The following is a 16,175-nucleotide window of genomic DNA, read 5'->3' on the forward strand; positions in this document are numbered from 1 at the left end:
TTTACCATATTATTAATAAATTATGAAAAAATCAACTCTAGTCCTTGCCAGTATGCTTGCAATGAGCACTGCTTCTAAGGCAGATGAAGGTATGTGGACGCTTTTCAATCTACCCGAAGCCGTTTATACGCAGATGGTAGACTATGGTTTCTCGTTGCCATGCGATAGACTTTACAACAGTCCAAACGCTATAAGCAACTATGTAGTAAACTTCTCTGGCTTCTGTTCAGGTGTAGTAGTATCGCCAGATGGGTTAGTTTTCACAAACCATCACTGCGGTTTTGGTGCCATCAATGCCCACTCTACTGTAGAGCACGACTACATGCGCGATGGTTTTTATGCCAAAAGTTTTGCCGAAGAGCTACCTAACAAAGATACTTTCGTATCGTTTATGCGTGCCCAAGACGACATCACTAGTCGTATTGCTCCACTAATTGTAAACAAATCGTTAAAACAACAAGGAGAAATAATAGACTCTGTGGAGAACGTTTTAAACGATTCTATCAAAAAAATAGATAAGACTTTACACATAGAGGTAGCACCATTCTACGAGGGAAATAAATATTATGCTACCACATATCAAGACTTTACCGATGTTCGCCTTGTATTTACCGTACCAAAGAGTATGGGTAAATTTGGTGGAGACACTGATAACTGGATGTGGCCACGTCAGACTTGCGACTTCTCAGTATTCAGAATATATGCCGACCCTAAGACTAACGGACCTGCACCCTACTCTAAAGATAATGTGCCATATCACCCAGAACACTTCGCACCCGTAAGTATGCAAGGCTATAAGGACAAAGACTTCGCTATGACTATTGGCTATCCAGGCACAACCAACCGTTATCTCTCATCGTACGGCATTCAGCAACGCCGCGACATAGAGAATACGGCACGCGTAGAGAGCAGAGATATAAAACTGGCTATTATGAAGAAGTATATGGATGCCGACCAAAAAGTGCGCATTCAGTATGAGTCAAAATATGCAGGTTCTGCTAACTATTGGAAGAACTCTATGGGTATGAATAAGTGTATAGATTCTATTGGACTTATCCGACAAAAAGCTGAATACGAAGGAAAAATTAGAAATTGGTTGGCAACACAGCCAAAGAAAGATGCTTCAATAGATGTTGACTTCAATAAACTGGAGCAACTATATGCACAGAACCGTCCGCTTATTAAGGTTATAAGCTATTGGTCAGAAGCATTCAACCGCACAACAGAGTTCTTTACACGCGCTACAAATGTTGGAACAAATATGCCTTTAAAAGGTTCTGCAAATAATCCAAAGGCTCAATACGTAGAGTTTGCCGACAATAGCGACAAATGGAACTACGCATTAGATAAGGAACTAACTGCTGCAATGTTAGAGAACTATGCGAAAGTGGTGCCTGCCGAATATCACCCTGCATTCTTTCAAACTGTAGCAAAGAAGTTTGGAGGTAATTTCTACAAATATACCGACTGGCTTTACAAAAACAGTAAGCTGCTGAAAAATGGTGAGAAGTTTTATCCTAACGACCGTAAGAAGTTCTTGAAAGACCCTGGTGTAGTAGTAGGAGAAGAACTGGTGAATGTTTATAAAGCCGTTCAAACCAAAGCACTACAGTTGCGTGGAGAAATAAAAGCACAAGAGAAGAAACTCACCGAGGCGAAACTCCAAATGGAAATGGACCTCCCACATTATAGCGATGCCAATTTCACAATGCGTCTTAGCTATGGTCAGGTAGGTGGATATAAGATTGGTGGTTTCAACAGTGGCTACTATACAACAGCCGAAAGCATTGTAGAGAAATTCAAACAAGCAAATAAAGTGGCTGACTATAAGGCTGAACCTATTATGATGAAGCTACTCTCGTCTAACGATTACGGACCATACGCTGACAAGACTTCTGGACAATTGCAACTCTGTTTCCTCACTAATAACGATATTACAGGTGGTAACTCTGGTTCACCAATGTTTAACGGCAAAGGCGAACTTATTGGTCTTGCTTTCGATGGAAATTGGGATAGTCTAAGCTCTGGTATTAACTTCGATCGTGAATTGGCTCGTTGTATTGGTGTAGACATTCGCTTTGTACTCTTCATGATGGATAAATGGGGACACGCCGACCGTTTAATTAAGGAGATAAATGCTAAATAAACAAAACTAATACAACATAAAGACATTGCATATTTAGAAATAAATATATTAAAACCAAATTGGTCATCAGACCACAATATAATATCAATGTAATATTAAACCCCAAGAGTTATACGAAATAACTTTTGGGGTTTTGTTTTAAATAGCACACTCTTCTTTTTGTTGTCCACCTTATATTAAGCATTCTTGCATATTATAAAATAGAAAAACACAAATACTTAGTGCTATGGTTAAAACAAGAACCATACCCTATATGTACACACACATACATCTTATACATATAGCAATATGGCTCTTGCTAATATATAATAGTTATTCCTTTACGGAAATAACACTAAAACCATACGAGCAGTTAGATATAAATGTATCTGATGCTCCTGTATCCTTTACTCCAAAGAAATTTGTTTCTGGACGTCTAGATAAAGCATGAACACCATAATAACCATATTTAGAACCATTATTCCCTACTCTCTTTTCTGTAGACCAGAAATAACCGCGATTATACTGTACAATACCATCAGACCAGTAATCTGGAGCGAGATATCCTATCTTTGTAACTGTAGCCGGTTTACCATTGTTACCATCTGTTATTTTTGAGAAGTCGCTTGCACGGGGAACATGGAAACCAGCAGGACTTGGGTCGTAAACAGTCTTAATAAATGTACCATTATACCCATAGCCTGTTGTATTCTTTGCATCCCACAAATTAAAGAAGGTATTATCTTTACCTGCGTCAAATGTCCAATCCCAATTACCTTTACTAGAAGAATGATTACTTATATTGCGAGCGGCAGCCATTCGCTCTGGAAACATAGAGGCTTGTTGCAATGTGAAACCTTTATCATTACCAGGCGTTTGACATCTAAATGGTGATTGCCACCACAATGGGTCTTTACGCCCTTGTTGGTAGAACATTGATACACCTACATTTTCTAGTTCTTTTGGCTTCTGTGTAATTGTGATTTGTGCAGTTTTACCGCTCACAGCTTGTTCAAATGTTATTCTTACTTTACGGTCTGTTTGATACGTTGTACCACCCCATATTGTATGGCGAAAGCCTAATGGTTCAAGCATAAAATAGCCAGAGCTTGTATTGGCTACGTCTTTTGATGTAATCCATATATGCCAACTCCACAAAACTGTTTCTCCTGCACTAACACCTGTTTTAACTGTAATAACGGCACTTGCCTCTTTCATCTTAGTTTTATCAACACTAAATTCTACAAAGCCACCACTTATACCCTCAACAGTTACAAGATTTGGTTCACTACACCACAACAATTCTGCATTTTCTGCATTTTCTATTTCGGGTTTAGTAATATCACCTGCTCCACCAACAAAACGCTTAATAGCATTGCTATTTACTACATTTGGTTTAAAAGCATCGTTATTTGTTGCACCATTCTTTATAGCATTACCATAAACCAATGGGAATTTATATTTACCACCTGCAGAAACTATATAGCAGTTGGCTGTGTTCTTAATTCCATTAGCATCTATAGAGAGGTCTTTTCTTGTTGTTACTTCTTGTGCTGCCTTAAGTTCTGCTTCTCTTAATGCTTTATAATCTTTATATTCGTTTGTTAGGGTAAGGTTACAAGCTTGTCCTGACGTGCCACCTTCTCCGTGGTCGTTAATAGAAGCAACCATCGATGGTCTACCTTCTGTCCAATGAGAACCGTCTTCGCTATATTCATATTTCTTTATCGTCCATGCCACTCCTTTATCACGAGAAGTGGGGGCTTCTTTCAAGTGTCTATAACTCTGTACGGTGAAAGGAACATCTGTTTCGTTATATTCTTTATTAATTGCATTTGGTGTAACAGTAAATATATACTCTCTATCGTCTACAGCCTTACTGTTTGATATGGTATAAGTTTTTGTAGTTCCTTCAGCCCATACTTTGTCGTGTCCATTTTTGTCTTTACCGCCAATTTTAGCAATAACGGGGTCGCCACTCTCAAAAGATATTTTTACTTGTGCATCGGTTGGCAAGGTTTGTGGAATCATAAAGAAGATACCATCGCCTCCGTTCATTGTTGCACCTGGCTGAACTGCTGTTGAGAATGGTTGTGCCAATGTTAAGGCATAGCTCTTTTTGGTTGTTCCCAGTGTCCACTTTTTTTGTGCAATGTCGTATGTTCCTTCGCCAATAACGTTTAGTATTTCTATTTTTGTTACCTTTCTGTTATACGACAAGTCGTTGCCCACTTTAAAAAAGATGGCTGTTGTTGCGTGATTGAAAGTAATTGGTATTTTCGTATTCACATAGTCGTCGTAGTTATAGTTATCTGTTGCAGCCACAAGCAGGTCGGTTTGTTTCTTTGCATCGGCATCTGGGCTAAACTTTATAATAGGGTTTTGTCCCGATGTGGTTGTAATGTTGCTTGCTATTGGTGCTGGGTGCACTGCATAGAATTTTAACCCTGCGGCTTCGCTTTTACGCCATTTCACAGCGTTTTTCATTGTGCCATCTGCATTCACTTCTTGCCCGTAAAGATAGTTGGCTGTAGTGCTGCCGTTTTTACATGCAAATATAGTGAAGGGTTTATTTATGGTAGCAAAGTTGTCTTTCGTTGTTATTGTTCCGCGCGATTCTGCCGGATAGTATATAGGGTTCACTCCCTCCACTGTTGTTTCTACAAGTTGCAACCCTTCGGCATCTCTGCCCAAAAGTGGTGTTGTTTGTGTTTCGTATACTTGTGGTGCCTTCGTCATTTGTAACGATGGTTCGTTTTTAACCGCTTGTACATCGTTCACACTAAAGCTAATACCATCTGTGGTTGCACTTGGTGTATTGGGCGTATCATCATCGGTACAAGATGTTACCAAAAACGATGTTAAGCCAACGAAACCAACCATAACAGAAACTTTTAGATTGTTTACTTTCATATTTCTTAATTACATTGAATGTGATTATAAAACTAATATATACCTCCTAATATTATCGTCAGATAAAACTATTCTTTATTCCCCATCTAACTCCTCTTCATCACCAGGTGTAAAGGGAGTAACGGTAGGGCCAAGTTCTGGAGTAGTACCTGATCCTGCTAAAATATTTAGATTTTCTTCCATCTCATAAATCTTAACACGTGGTGTGTCATACTTGCTCTTTTCCATACGCTAAAACAATTCTTTTTACATTCTTTTAATAATTATAAATAATAATACATTCTGCTTAAATTAAGTGAGCTATATACCAGAAGTCTCTCTCTATTCTGCTGGTACTTTTAATATACATATAGTAATTTTAAGTGAGCTACTAAAAAATACTTTTATCTACAGTTTCAATTCGGTTGCAAAGTTAGGAGTTTTTTTATAATTAAAAAACAAAAATACACGTTTTATTTTTAAATGAATATATATTCATATTCTGAATTATTAACAGAATGCTGCTAACCATAGCATATACAAGTATGGGCAAAGGGTGTGGAATGTGCTTATACATTTTTTGTTTATACATTATGGTGGATATGGCAACATTATAAAAAAGGTTTATGGTAAGTTATAAAATATATTAAAACTACTGACAAGAAAACATGAGATTGCAGAAAGCAGCGATATAAACAAATTGTTATGCGATTACAGTATTAGAGTTGGAAGCTGAATTGTTGGATACTAAACGCTATGTAGAGCAATTTTCTTTGCCAAAGGCACATTGTTTTTGCGGTGTATGGTGTGTTGCGGCATGGCTTTAAATATGTGCAAAAAGTTTTAGATATCTATCACGATCGTTTTAGATATCTGTCGTGTGCGTTTCAGATATCTGTCATTCACGTTTTAGATATCTGTTTTGAATGGCTTTGCAAACTAACGCTTTTTTTGTTTAAAACTCAACTGGGTTGTTAGAGCATAAACATATTTTGTTTTATTATTGTGCAGATTGTATGTTGTTGCAATGCAGGTGTAGCGAGCTACGTCAGGCTATAAAGACATACAAGATGCCGATAAGAGAACGCAAGATTAGAGGAAGTAATGTTTACGAATATAAAAATGGTGGTGTTGCAGTGGCATTAGCTTTTGGCACCGGTCCTTTGAAAGGCAAAAAAGTTCCCCAATGTCTTCACATTTATGAAAAAAACTAAAAACATGATATACTAACTGGAAGAGCATTGGGGGTATAGTTCGTTGCAATACAATCAACATTTAGTTGTTAAACCTTGTTTAGAAAGCGTCGTTGCTACCAGGCGGTGGCAGTGGGTCATCGTTCATTCTGCTGTCTATAATTTCTCCGCCAAGATCGTTAGGCATCATCGGAGGCAACATATCGTTATCGTCAGGGTTGGCGAAACGTGTAAATTCGCCACGAAACGAGAGCAAAACATCGTCGGTAGCACCCTTACGGTGTTTCGCAATAATAATCTGCGCCTTTCCGTGTAAGTCGTTTCCTTTTTCGTCTTGAAATATTCGGTAGTATTCTGGTCTATGCACAAAGAGCACCAGGTCGGCATCTTGCTCAATAGCACCCGATTCGCGCAAGTCGCTTAGTTGTGGTCGTTTTCCTTCAATGCCATCGCGCTGTTCCACCGTACGGTTCAGCTGCGAGAGAGCCAGCACAGGAATATTCAGTTCTTTAGCCAGTCCTTTTAGCGATCGGCTTATGGTAGAAACCTCTTCTTGCCTACTATTGAAGCGCATTCCGTTAGCATTCATCAGCTGCAGATAGTCTACCATCAGCACTTTTATTCCATGTTCGCGCACCAATCTACGTGCTTTGGTACGGAGTTCGAAAACCGATAGTCCGGGTGTATCGTCTACATAGATAGGCGCACCGTCCATTTTTCTCAAATTGTTATCGAAGCGTTCCCAGTCGGAGGGGTCCAGCTGTCCACTTAGAATTTTGCTACCCGATATGGAACAGACGTTAGACAATAGGCGATTAACCAACTGTACGTTGTTCATTTCGAGCGAGAAGAAAGCCACTGGCACACGATTGTCTATAGCAATATTCTTTGCTAAACTTAAAGCAAACGATGTTTTTCCCATGGCAGGTCGTCCAGCAATAATAACAAGGTCGGACGGTTGCCAGCCAGCAGTTATCTTGTCTAACTGTGTAAAGCCAGTAGAAATACCCGTTAGTCCGCCACTTTCCTGATTGTTAGCCGCTTTGAGCAGTAGTTCGTGTGCTTGCTTTACAATGGGGTCTATCTGTGTGTACTCTTGCGCCATATTCTTTTGCGAGAGTTCAAACAAACTGCCTTCTGCCTTTTGCATAAGTTCGTCTACATCAACAGTTTCATCGAAAGCCGATGTTTCTATCATAGAGGCAAACTGTATAAGTTGTCGGGCAAGAAATTTTTGTGCTAAAATTCGTCCATGATATTCTATGTGTGCCGACGATGCCACGTGCGAACTTAGTTCTACTATATAGGCAGGTCCTCCCACTTCTTCTAATTCGCCGCTGCGTTTCAGCTCTTCCGCCACCGTCATAATGTCTACGGGCTTTTCGTGTAAATTCAACGACTGTATAGCACCATATATTTTTTGATGACGTGGGTCGTAAAAAGTTTCAGGACGAATCAACTCCGATACCACTGTGAAGGCATCGCTGTCTATCATTAGTGCTCCCAGCACAACCCTCTCTATATCTAAGGCTTGCGGCTGTAAGTGCCCAAACGATGTGTCGATAGGTGCTACAGCACGTTTTCGAGTGCCTTTTGCACTATTAGTTTTCTTTTCTGGCATAACAGCCACAAAAGTAGTGAAAAATTTGCAAACCATCGTAACTTTTATCATAATCATTTTTTATCTTTGCAAAAGATTACAGCAGGTAGAGCTTATGGGCTGTATCCAAAAAAAGCCAATTGCTATATATAAATAGGTGTAATGGCTTGTTTTTAGAAAAGAAATATAGATGGAAGAAAAATTAATAGTATATCCGAATTGTAAGATAAACCTTGGTTTGAACGTTGTGCGCAAACGCTCTGATGGATATCACGACCTTGAAACCGTGTTCTATCCTGTGCCTCTGTGCGATAAATTAGAAGCAGTGGTGGGCGAAGGTGCAGAAGGTACGTGTTCGCTCGCAATAAGTGGCAATAAGATAGAAGGAGAACTGTCCGACAATCTAATTGTAAAGGCATATAGAATGTTGTCTGCCGACCACATATTACCACATATTAATTTTAATTTAGAGAAACACATTCCATCGCAAGCTGGACTGGGCGGAGGTTCGTCTGATGCAACCTACACACTGCGCTTGCTAAACAAATTGTGCCAGTTGAATCTCAATTCAGCCACATTGCACCAATATGCCGTTCGGTTAGGTGCCGACTGTGCCTTCTTTGTTACAGCTACACCAGCATTTGCAACAGGAATAGGCGATATATTAGAGCCAATGAATGCCGAATGTGCACATCTGCATGGTATGTATTTGTTAATTGTGAAACCCACAGTAGCCATATCTACCGCACAAGCCTTTGCGTTCGTAAAACCTGAGCCAACATTAATAAAGTGTAAAGACATAGTTGCACAACCTGTAAATAGCGAGTGGCGCAACCATCTTACAAACAACTTTGAAGTGTCGGCATTTAAACTACACCCAGAAATGCATACCATAAAAGAACAACTCTACAATATGGGAGCACTCTATGCACAAATGTCGGGTAGCGGAAGTGCATTCTTTGGCATCTTTAACACACCACCCACACTAACGGCAAACCACTTTAACGGAATGTTCACTTACCTCTGCCAATTGTAAAAGCTTCTGCTTATACAAATAATTAGTGCATAAATACTTACGAACACTTGATGTACATCATTTAATTGCATTATACACTAAAATATATTAGATTATATTTGGAACTACTCTAAACATTATCTACCTTTGCATCAGATAATAAATACAAGAGATAATACTTCAATAGATTGTTTAGGTTATAAGATTAGTTGTTTAAGTAAAAAGTTAGGTATTTAGGCTCAATAGGAGTAATTTAGGTAAAAGATTTGTTAAGCAGGATTTCAAATTTTGAGTATCAGTATTGATTGAACACCGTGAGATGTTAATCATTATTTAAAGCTCAAAGAACATTTTAAGTTTTAAGTTTAAAAGACTAAGCACGACGTTGGTCGTGCTTTTTTTGTGTCGTACCAGTTTAATATATAACAGTCGTGGTGGCAAGTTATATAAGAGTGCAATTAAAAAGTTACAATGTGACACAATATAAAATATCGCCTATTCATTATAAATAGCACATTTATATAATACACATAGTACACTCGAACATAACATTCGTATCTATCAATAAGACAACAATAGAGGCAATAGGAAGATACAAAACTCGAAAAAAAACTTAATTCGCAAGAATATGTCAGCATTTTCTTTGTCAGTTTCTAAAATTTTCATAACTTTGCACACTGTTTGGAATAGGTATCAATTAACGAATTACAAAACTACAGATAGAAATGTCTAAGATTTGTCAAATCACAGGTAAGAAGGCACAGATAGGTTGTAATGTGTCTCACTCAAAGCATCGCACAAAGCGTAGTTTTGATGTAAACCTCTTTAGAAAGAAGTTCTTTTATGTAGAAGAGGACTGCTGGATATCGTTGAAGATTAGTGCAGCTGGTCTTCGTACAATTAATAAATTAGGCTTAGACCGTGCGTTGAAGCAAGCCGTATCCAAAGGTTATGTAAACTGGAAGGATATTAAAGTTATAGGAGACTAATATCATGGCAAAGAAAGCTAAAGGTAATAGAGTTCAGGTCATATTAGAATGCACTGAAATGAAGAGTAGCGGTCTGCCAGGTACAAGTCGCTATATAACAACAAAGAATCGTAAGAATACAGCAGACCGTTTGGAACTGATGAAGTATAATCCGATTCTAAAGAAGATGACTCTTCACAAGGAGATTAAGTAAGCACGTAAATTATAAATAGTTAGATATATTAGACTATGGCAAAGAAAGCGGTCGCTACCCTCCACGAAGGTTCAACGGATGGTCGCGCATATTCAAAAGTTATTAAGATGGTAAAGAGTCCTAAAACAGGTGCTTATATTTTCGATGAGAAGATGGTACCTAACGAGGACGTTAAGGAATTCTTTAAGAATTAATTCTTATAAGATAGATATGGTAGGGGGAGATGGTATGTGTACCGTCTCCCCCTTTTCTTTTGCAAATAACTAAATAGTTTTATTAAACAAAACACAAACAACCATTAACAATTATAGGTTCAACAGAAAACAAATGGCGAAATTATAAACAGTGCCTTCTAATACAGACACTTAAAACAGAATGGTTCTGATATTTATAAAAGTCATAACAAATATCAGTTTCTCTTGCTTCATATATAGGGCAGTTGTGTTTTAGATATTCGCCGTATTCGTTTTAGATATCTATCGTGCTCTTTTCAGATATCTATCAGCTTCGTTTCAGATATCTATCAGTTCCGTTTTAGATATCTATCAGCTTCGTTTCAGATATCTATCAGTTCCGTTTCAGATATCTATCAGTTCCGTTTTAGATATCTATCGTGCTCTTTTCAGATATCTATCAGCTTCGTTTTAGATATCTATTATTTCTAAATTAGATACCATAATAAAGCACAACCGTTATGAGTTTGTATTATAATGCCTAAAAGCTATTTCTTTAGCTAAAGAATTATGACGTTCTTTATTGGTAATGTTTCGAGAAATATATTCGTATAAATACCTAAACAACAATAAGTTGTTCCTAACTTTTATGTATATGGGTGAGAGCTATTACTATCACCATCTTTCTCAATATCTCCCCTACTCGTTTCTACTAAATTGGCATAAAGTTTCTAATAACAGTAAACACGTACAAATGCTAAACGCATATATTTTTCACAACATTCGTTACATTCTTAAAAATCACAAAACTTTTATCCAAACAACAAACGCAAGGCTTCTTCTACTTTGGCTACAGGGTGTATTGCAATTTTAAAACGACCTTTCAATGCTTGTGCATTATTCTTTGGAACAATAATATTACTAAAGCCTAATTTTTCTGCTTCGGCTATGCGTTGTTCTATACGACTAACTGGACGAACCTCGCCACTCAATCCAACCTCGCCCGCCATACACCAACCACTTTCAATAGGAGTATCGACGTTCGATGATAATACTGCAGCTATAACGCTTAAATCCATAGCCATATCCGTTATACGCAAACCGCCTGCTATATTCAGAAACACATCTTTTTGCATTAGTTTAAATCCAACACGCTTTTCAAGTACAGCAAGTAGCATATTCAACCGACGCTGATCGAACCCAGTAGCCGAACGCTGTGGGGTTCCATAAGCTGCCGACGAAACAAGTGCTTGTGTTTCTACCAGAAACGGGCGCACACCTTCGATTGCACTTGATATGGCAACACCCGACAAGTCGCCGGGAGTATCGGTAAGCAACAATTCGGAAGGATTATTAACTGGTCGCAATCCATTTTGGCGCATCTCATATATTCCTAATTCAGAAGTAGAGCCAAAACGGTTTTTTATACTGCGCAAGATACGATACATATAGTGCTGGTCTCCCTCAAACTGCAACACAGTGTCTACAATATGCTCCAACACCTTCGGTCCTGCAATAGAACCTTCCTTGTTGATATGTCCGATAAGAATAACAGGAATATTGCTCGATTTTGCTAATTGTAACAAAGCAGCTGCACTCTCTCGTATCTGTGAAATACTACCAGCACTACTTGCCACTGTTTCAGTAGCCACTGTCTGTATAGAATCTATCACCAAAAGTTCGGGCTTAACATCTTTTATGCTGTTAAATATCTTTTCGATAGATGTCTCTGATAAGATAACTATGTTATTGGGAATAGTCTCTGAAATACGCAAAGCTCGCATCTTAATTTGTTGTGGACTCTCCTCTCCACTTACATAGAGCACCCTGCGGTCGGTAGATAATAGTGTCTGAAGTGTTAAAGTACTCTTCCCTATTCCTGGCTCACCACCTATCAACACCATACTTCCCACAACAAGTCCACCACCAAGCACACGATTCAGCTCGTTGTCCTTCATATCAATACGAATCTCGTCTGTCGAGGAAACATCTCTAAGCGGTTGTGGCACATTTTGTTTTGCCACACCAAACGTGTTAGAAACAAATGCTTTAGCACTACTAACACCCAAATCTGGAGCTATTCTAATTTGCTTAAATGTGTTCCATTCTCCACAATTAGGACATTTGCCTATCCACTTCGCGCTCTCTTGTCCACAGTTATCGCAGACGTATGCTATTCTGTCTTTTACCATAATTATAGCACAAAAGTAGTATTTTCTTTCGTTATTACAAAATTATTCATTACTTTTGCAACATTAAGATTATGTGTAGAATAAAGTATTTACTGCTTCTCACAGCCTTTATAATAATGGGCTGTCAGGTTTCGGAACAAGACGACTCGCTTATAGAGAAGCGCAAGAACAAAGTAGAAGAGGTGGCATACCAACGAGCATTTAAGGTCGGAGTTATGCCAACTATGGACTGTTTGCCCATATTTTTGCTCAAAGACAGTGCACTTTATAATCCAGACGACATAGATATTCGACTAAAAGAATATACTTCTCAACGAGACTGCGATACTGCGATGATAAATGGCAGAGTACAAGCCGCTGTTACCGATTTGGTACAAGCCGAATATTTGAAAGAAGAGAAAAGTGCCGTGCTCGATTATATGACAGAAACAAATGCAACATGGCAACTTATGGCAACACCTGCCTCAGGCATTAAACAGGTTGAAGACTTAGGCGATAAGGTTATAGGACTGGCTTTCAACTCGGTTACACAATATCTCACAATTCAAGTTATCAGTAGCCATTCTATTAAGAATAGAACCTACGGCTCACAAATAAACGATATCTTTATTAGAATGCAGATGTTACGCAACAAGCAGCTAGATGCAGTTTGGACTAGTGAGCCACAAACCACACAGGCTAAAATATTAGGTAACAAAGAAATATATAATTCTACAAAACAAGACTTCACTCCTGGTGCTATTGTTTTTGTTAATGCACCAAAAGTGGAGAAACGGCAAGCCTTTGAAGACGCATATAACAAAGCCGTAGATATGATAAATAAGCACCCCATACAATACTTCGCACCATTGATAAAGAAATATATGCGAGTAGACAATAAGGTTATCTCTGCCTTGCCTAATATGGTTTATAAACGGGTTACACCACCACGCCAAAGAGATATCATAAAGGCACAAAATGCAATAATGTAAGTTGGCTGAGTATGTGGTGCCTCTGATATTTCTACTGCTAAGCTCTAATATAGCGCCATCTGTTATGATACAGCAAAATGGGTGTACAGGAAGGTTCAGCGGAGATATGTTATTACAAATTTAGAATAAAAACTGAATAGCAAACCTAAGAAGAAAAGTTTTAAAAAGAGAAACAACAAGCAGTGCAATATAAATACATATTATATTGCAACATAAAGAATATAGTATATTGAACACAGAGACAAACATAAACAGTGCTTTAGAACTGTTAAGCACTCAGCAATTAGACAAAGCCATTAAAGCATTACAGCCCATATATAATGGTAAACCATCGGTGGCGGAATACAACGAATATATGGCTATTGTAAGCGACTACAATTTAATGTGCGAGTATATGTTGCGCGGATTTAAAGACCCCGCCCGAGAAAAACTCTATGCATCGCTTATAGAACGTTTATACAGAGTGGCTGCAAACTTACTACTAAGCTGGAAGTGCAAAAATAATCCCACTTTTATAGATGCCTTTCATACATCTGCTCACTTCAATCTTAGTCATAACCTTGTGCGGTCTGCCTTAGAGGGTTTTGTAACCGATGTTGCCATGCTCTCTCTAACACCCGAAAACGAACGCATTTCTAAAGAAACAGAACTATATAAACGTCATCAAACCTTCGTAGAACGTCTTTTCTGCGCACTCCTCACATCAAGTCAGTGGTTAGATAGCGATGCAACGTTCTACATTGGTCTTCTCACGTCGCCCACCATCGATGCAGCAGACCAAATGCTCATTGTCAGTGCCATCACCCTTTCAGCAATGTCAATCTACGATATAAAGAAACTCAAAACACTTGTAGATGTATACCGACAGGCATCTGATATAAAGGTGCAACAGCGTGCCTTAGTTGGTTGTGTGCTATCGCTAACCAACAACAATCTCTTCAGAAAAGAACAGGCTGCCCTCATCAACAGTTTCATAACAACAAACGACGCTAAGCACGAACTATTAAACTTGCAAAAGCAGATGTTTAACTGTATGGATGCAGAGCGAGACAACGACAGAATACAACGAGACATTATGCCTAACATTGTTAGAAACTCCGATTTACATTTCGATAGATTTGGCATAAGCGAAAAAGAGAACAGCTCGTTAGAAAACATTCTGCACCCCGATGCCGATGAAGAGAAAATGGAGAAGATGGAAGAGAGCATTCAGAAGATGATGAAAATGCAGAAACAAGGGTCCGACATTTATTTCGGAGGATTCAGCAAAATGAAACGCTTCCCATTCTTCGACCATATTGCCAATTGGTTTATGCCTTTCAGTGCACATCACCCAGGACTGGAGGAGGTAGCACAGAAGCTTGGCGATGGATCGTTACTCGACCGATTGGCTGGACAAGACCCATTCTGCGAGTCCGACAAGTATTCGCTTGCTCTCACCATTGCACAAATTGTGAACCAGCTACCACCCAACATTTTAGAACTCATTAAGTCTGGCGAAGGCATCGGATTGCCTAATATGGAACCAATAGACCACTCTCCGGCTTTCACCAGTCGTATGTACATACAAGATTTGTATCGCTTTTTCGAAGTAAAAATGGCTTCCAATAAAGACATTCCCAACCCGTTTAAAGCCGATGGCGATTACAAAGCCTTCTTTATGTTGCACGATTTGTTTATAAAAGACTTCTATATTGATGCAAAAGAATCGCTGGCAATGTTCCTGTACAAGCATAAACGAGAGGCTGATATAGAGAAACTTACCGAAACCTATCAAAACAATTCGGCAATGTACCGTATGTTTAGAGGCATAGAAGCCATTAGAATGGGAAACGAGGGCGAAGCATTAGAACACTTTGCTGTAGCTGTTGGCTTAGAGCCAGACAATGTTTTGATACTCCGAACTGTTGGTGCTGTTGTTTTACGCCGCAAAGGTTATGGCATCGCCATTATTTGCTACAACAAGTTGTGCGAACTGGAACCCAACGTTAAGGCATACGCCATCAACCAATGTCTATGTTTAGCTGCCAATGGCGATACTAAAACAGCGGTGAACAAGGCATACGAACTTAGTTTGAAAAACGAAGACGACAACCAAGTAAAACGTCTTTTAGCGTGGGTTCTCATTTGCGATGGCAATGCCGAAAAGGCATTAAACATATACAACGAACTAATAAACACCGACAAACAGCCCGACGATGCGCTCAATATGGCGTACGCATATTGGATAAGTGGTAACCCAACCGAAGCTAAGAATAGTTTCACAGAATGGTTAATCAATCACCCGGGTGCCAATTTGGAACACGAATTTGAAAACGACAGCTACGTTTTCAAACCCAATGGCATTACAGAGGTAGACCGAGCACTTATGTTAAGCGCCATCAACAGATAGGTTTTGCCAAACAAAAAGCATCAACTTCGTTTACCCTTTGCATATACATTACACCTTATTATATATAAGGCGAAAAATGCACCTACACAAGTAGGCTAAAGTTTAGATATCTGAAACATTCGTCTTAGACGTCTGAAACGTTTGTTTTAGATATCTGAAACGATTGTTTCAGATATCTAATTTTTTTTATTCTATTTTATACCATTCAACCATCAGAGTTCTCAAGTAGGTTGGTTTTATAGCTGTATAAAAACCAACAGTCGCACAACTTTGCCCTTTAAAATATGAATTTCTACAACATTTGCGTTCTAATTTACATAATAAAACGTAAAAATTTTGTCATACGGTCTTTTATACTTATCTTTGTAGCCTATTTAATTGAGTATTCTCTAAATACTAAATAAATAGTAGCATATTCAATTGAATAAGCAGAGTGGCAA

Annotated in this window: 12 protein-coding genes; 8 read left to right on the plus strand and 4 right to left on the minus strand. The window is 38.6% G+C overall.

Annotated features, from left to right (window positions below; genetic code table 11):
- Positions 1–22: 22 nt before the first annotated feature.
- Positions 23–2,146, plus strand: a complete 2,124-nt coding sequence (locus DX009_RS09300; protein WP_006046233.1) for a S46 family peptidase — start codon at positions 23–25, stop codon at positions 2,144–2,146.
- A 312-nt stretch (positions 2,147–2,458) separates the two neighbouring features.
- On the opposite strand, the gene DX009_RS09305 is transcribed toward DX009_RS09300, so the two are convergent.
- Both DX009_RS09305 and DX009_RS13350 read right to left on the minus strand, forming a co-directional pair.
- Complete coding sequence (locus DX009_RS09305; RefSeq protein WP_115083871.1) at positions 2,459–5,038, minus strand: hypothetical protein; 2,580 nt, start codon at positions 5,036–5,038, stop codon at positions 2,459–2,461.
- Between the two features lie 75 nt (positions 5,039–5,113).
- Positions 5,114–5,266, minus strand: coding sequence for a hypothetical protein (locus DX009_RS13350; RefSeq protein ID WP_181792345.1), 153 nt, complete (start codon positions 5,264–5,266; stop codon positions 5,114–5,116).
- Positions 5,267–6,087: 821 nt separating this feature from the next.
- On the opposite strand from DX009_RS13350, the gene DX009_RS13355 reads away from it, so the two are divergent.
- Positions 6,088–6,231 carry a hypothetical protein gene (locus DX009_RS13355; RefSeq protein WP_181792346.1) on the plus strand — a complete coding sequence of 48 codons (144 nt, stop codon included), beginning with the start codon at positions 6,088–6,090 and terminating at the stop codon, positions 6,229–6,231.
- Between the two features lie 79 nt (positions 6,232–6,310).
- Here the strand turns inward: DX009_RS13355 and dnaB are convergent, their stop codons facing one another.
- Complete coding sequence (gene dnaB, locus DX009_RS09315; protein ID WP_040595902.1) at positions 6,311–7,831, minus strand: replicative DNA helicase; 1,521 nt, start codon at positions 7,829–7,831, stop codon at positions 6,311–6,313.
- Between the two features lie 169 nt (positions 7,832–8,000).
- Between dnaB and ispE the strand changes: the two genes are divergently transcribed.
- The 4 genes from ispE to DX009_RS09335 all read left to right on the plus strand — a co-directional run bounded on the left by ispE (position 8,001) and on the right by DX009_RS09335 (position 10,201).
- On the plus strand, positions 8,001–8,846 hold the full coding sequence (gene ispE, locus DX009_RS09320) for a 4-(cytidine 5'-diphospho)-2-C-methyl-D-erythritol kinase (protein WP_115083873.1): 846 nt from the start codon (positions 8,001–8,003) through the stop codon (positions 8,844–8,846).
- A gap of 704 nt (positions 8,847–9,550) precedes the next feature.
- Entirely contained in the window at positions 9,551–9,814 is a 264-nt protein-coding gene (gene rpmB / locus DX009_RS09325) for a 50S ribosomal protein L28 (RefSeq protein ID WP_006046240.1), read from the plus strand.
- 4 nt (positions 9,815–9,818) lie between these two features.
- On the plus strand, positions 9,819–10,007 hold the full coding sequence (rpmG, locus tag DX009_RS09330) for a 50S ribosomal protein L33 (protein WP_006046241.1): 189 nt from the start codon (positions 9,819–9,821) through the stop codon (positions 10,005–10,007).
- A gap of 35 nt (positions 10,008–10,042) precedes the next feature.
- On the plus strand, positions 10,043–10,201 hold the full coding sequence (locus DX009_RS09335; protein WP_006046242.1) for a DUF4295 domain-containing protein: 159 nt from the start codon (positions 10,043–10,045) through the stop codon (positions 10,199–10,201).
- A 791-nt stretch (positions 10,202–10,992) separates the two neighbouring features.
- On the opposite strand, the gene radA is transcribed toward DX009_RS09335, so the two are convergent.
- Positions 10,993–12,372: a DNA repair protein RadA gene (gene radA / locus DX009_RS09340; protein WP_006046243.1), complete on the minus strand. Its 1,380-nt coding sequence runs from the start codon at positions 12,370–12,372 to the stop codon at positions 10,993–10,995.
- Positions 12,373–12,443: 71 nt separating this feature from the next.
- Between radA and DX009_RS09345 the strand changes: the two genes are divergently transcribed.
- Both DX009_RS09345 and DX009_RS09350 read left to right on the plus strand, forming a co-directional pair.
- Complete coding sequence (locus DX009_RS09345; protein ID WP_006046244.1) at positions 12,444–13,343, plus strand: ABC transporter substrate-binding protein; 900 nt, start codon at positions 12,444–12,446, stop codon at positions 13,341–13,343.
- A 229-nt stretch (positions 13,344–13,572) separates the two neighbouring features.
- On the plus strand, positions 13,573–15,735 hold the full coding sequence (locus DX009_RS09350; protein ID WP_115083874.1) for a tetratricopeptide repeat protein: 2,163 nt from the start codon (positions 13,573–13,575) through the stop codon (positions 15,733–15,735).
- Positions 15,736–16,175 lie beyond the last annotated feature (440 nt).

Origin of the sequence: Prevotella pallens, from assembly GCF_900454935.1 — a bacterium.
Taxonomy (GTDB): Bacteria; Bacteroidota; Bacteroidia; order Bacteroidales; family Bacteroidaceae; genus Prevotella; species Prevotella pallens.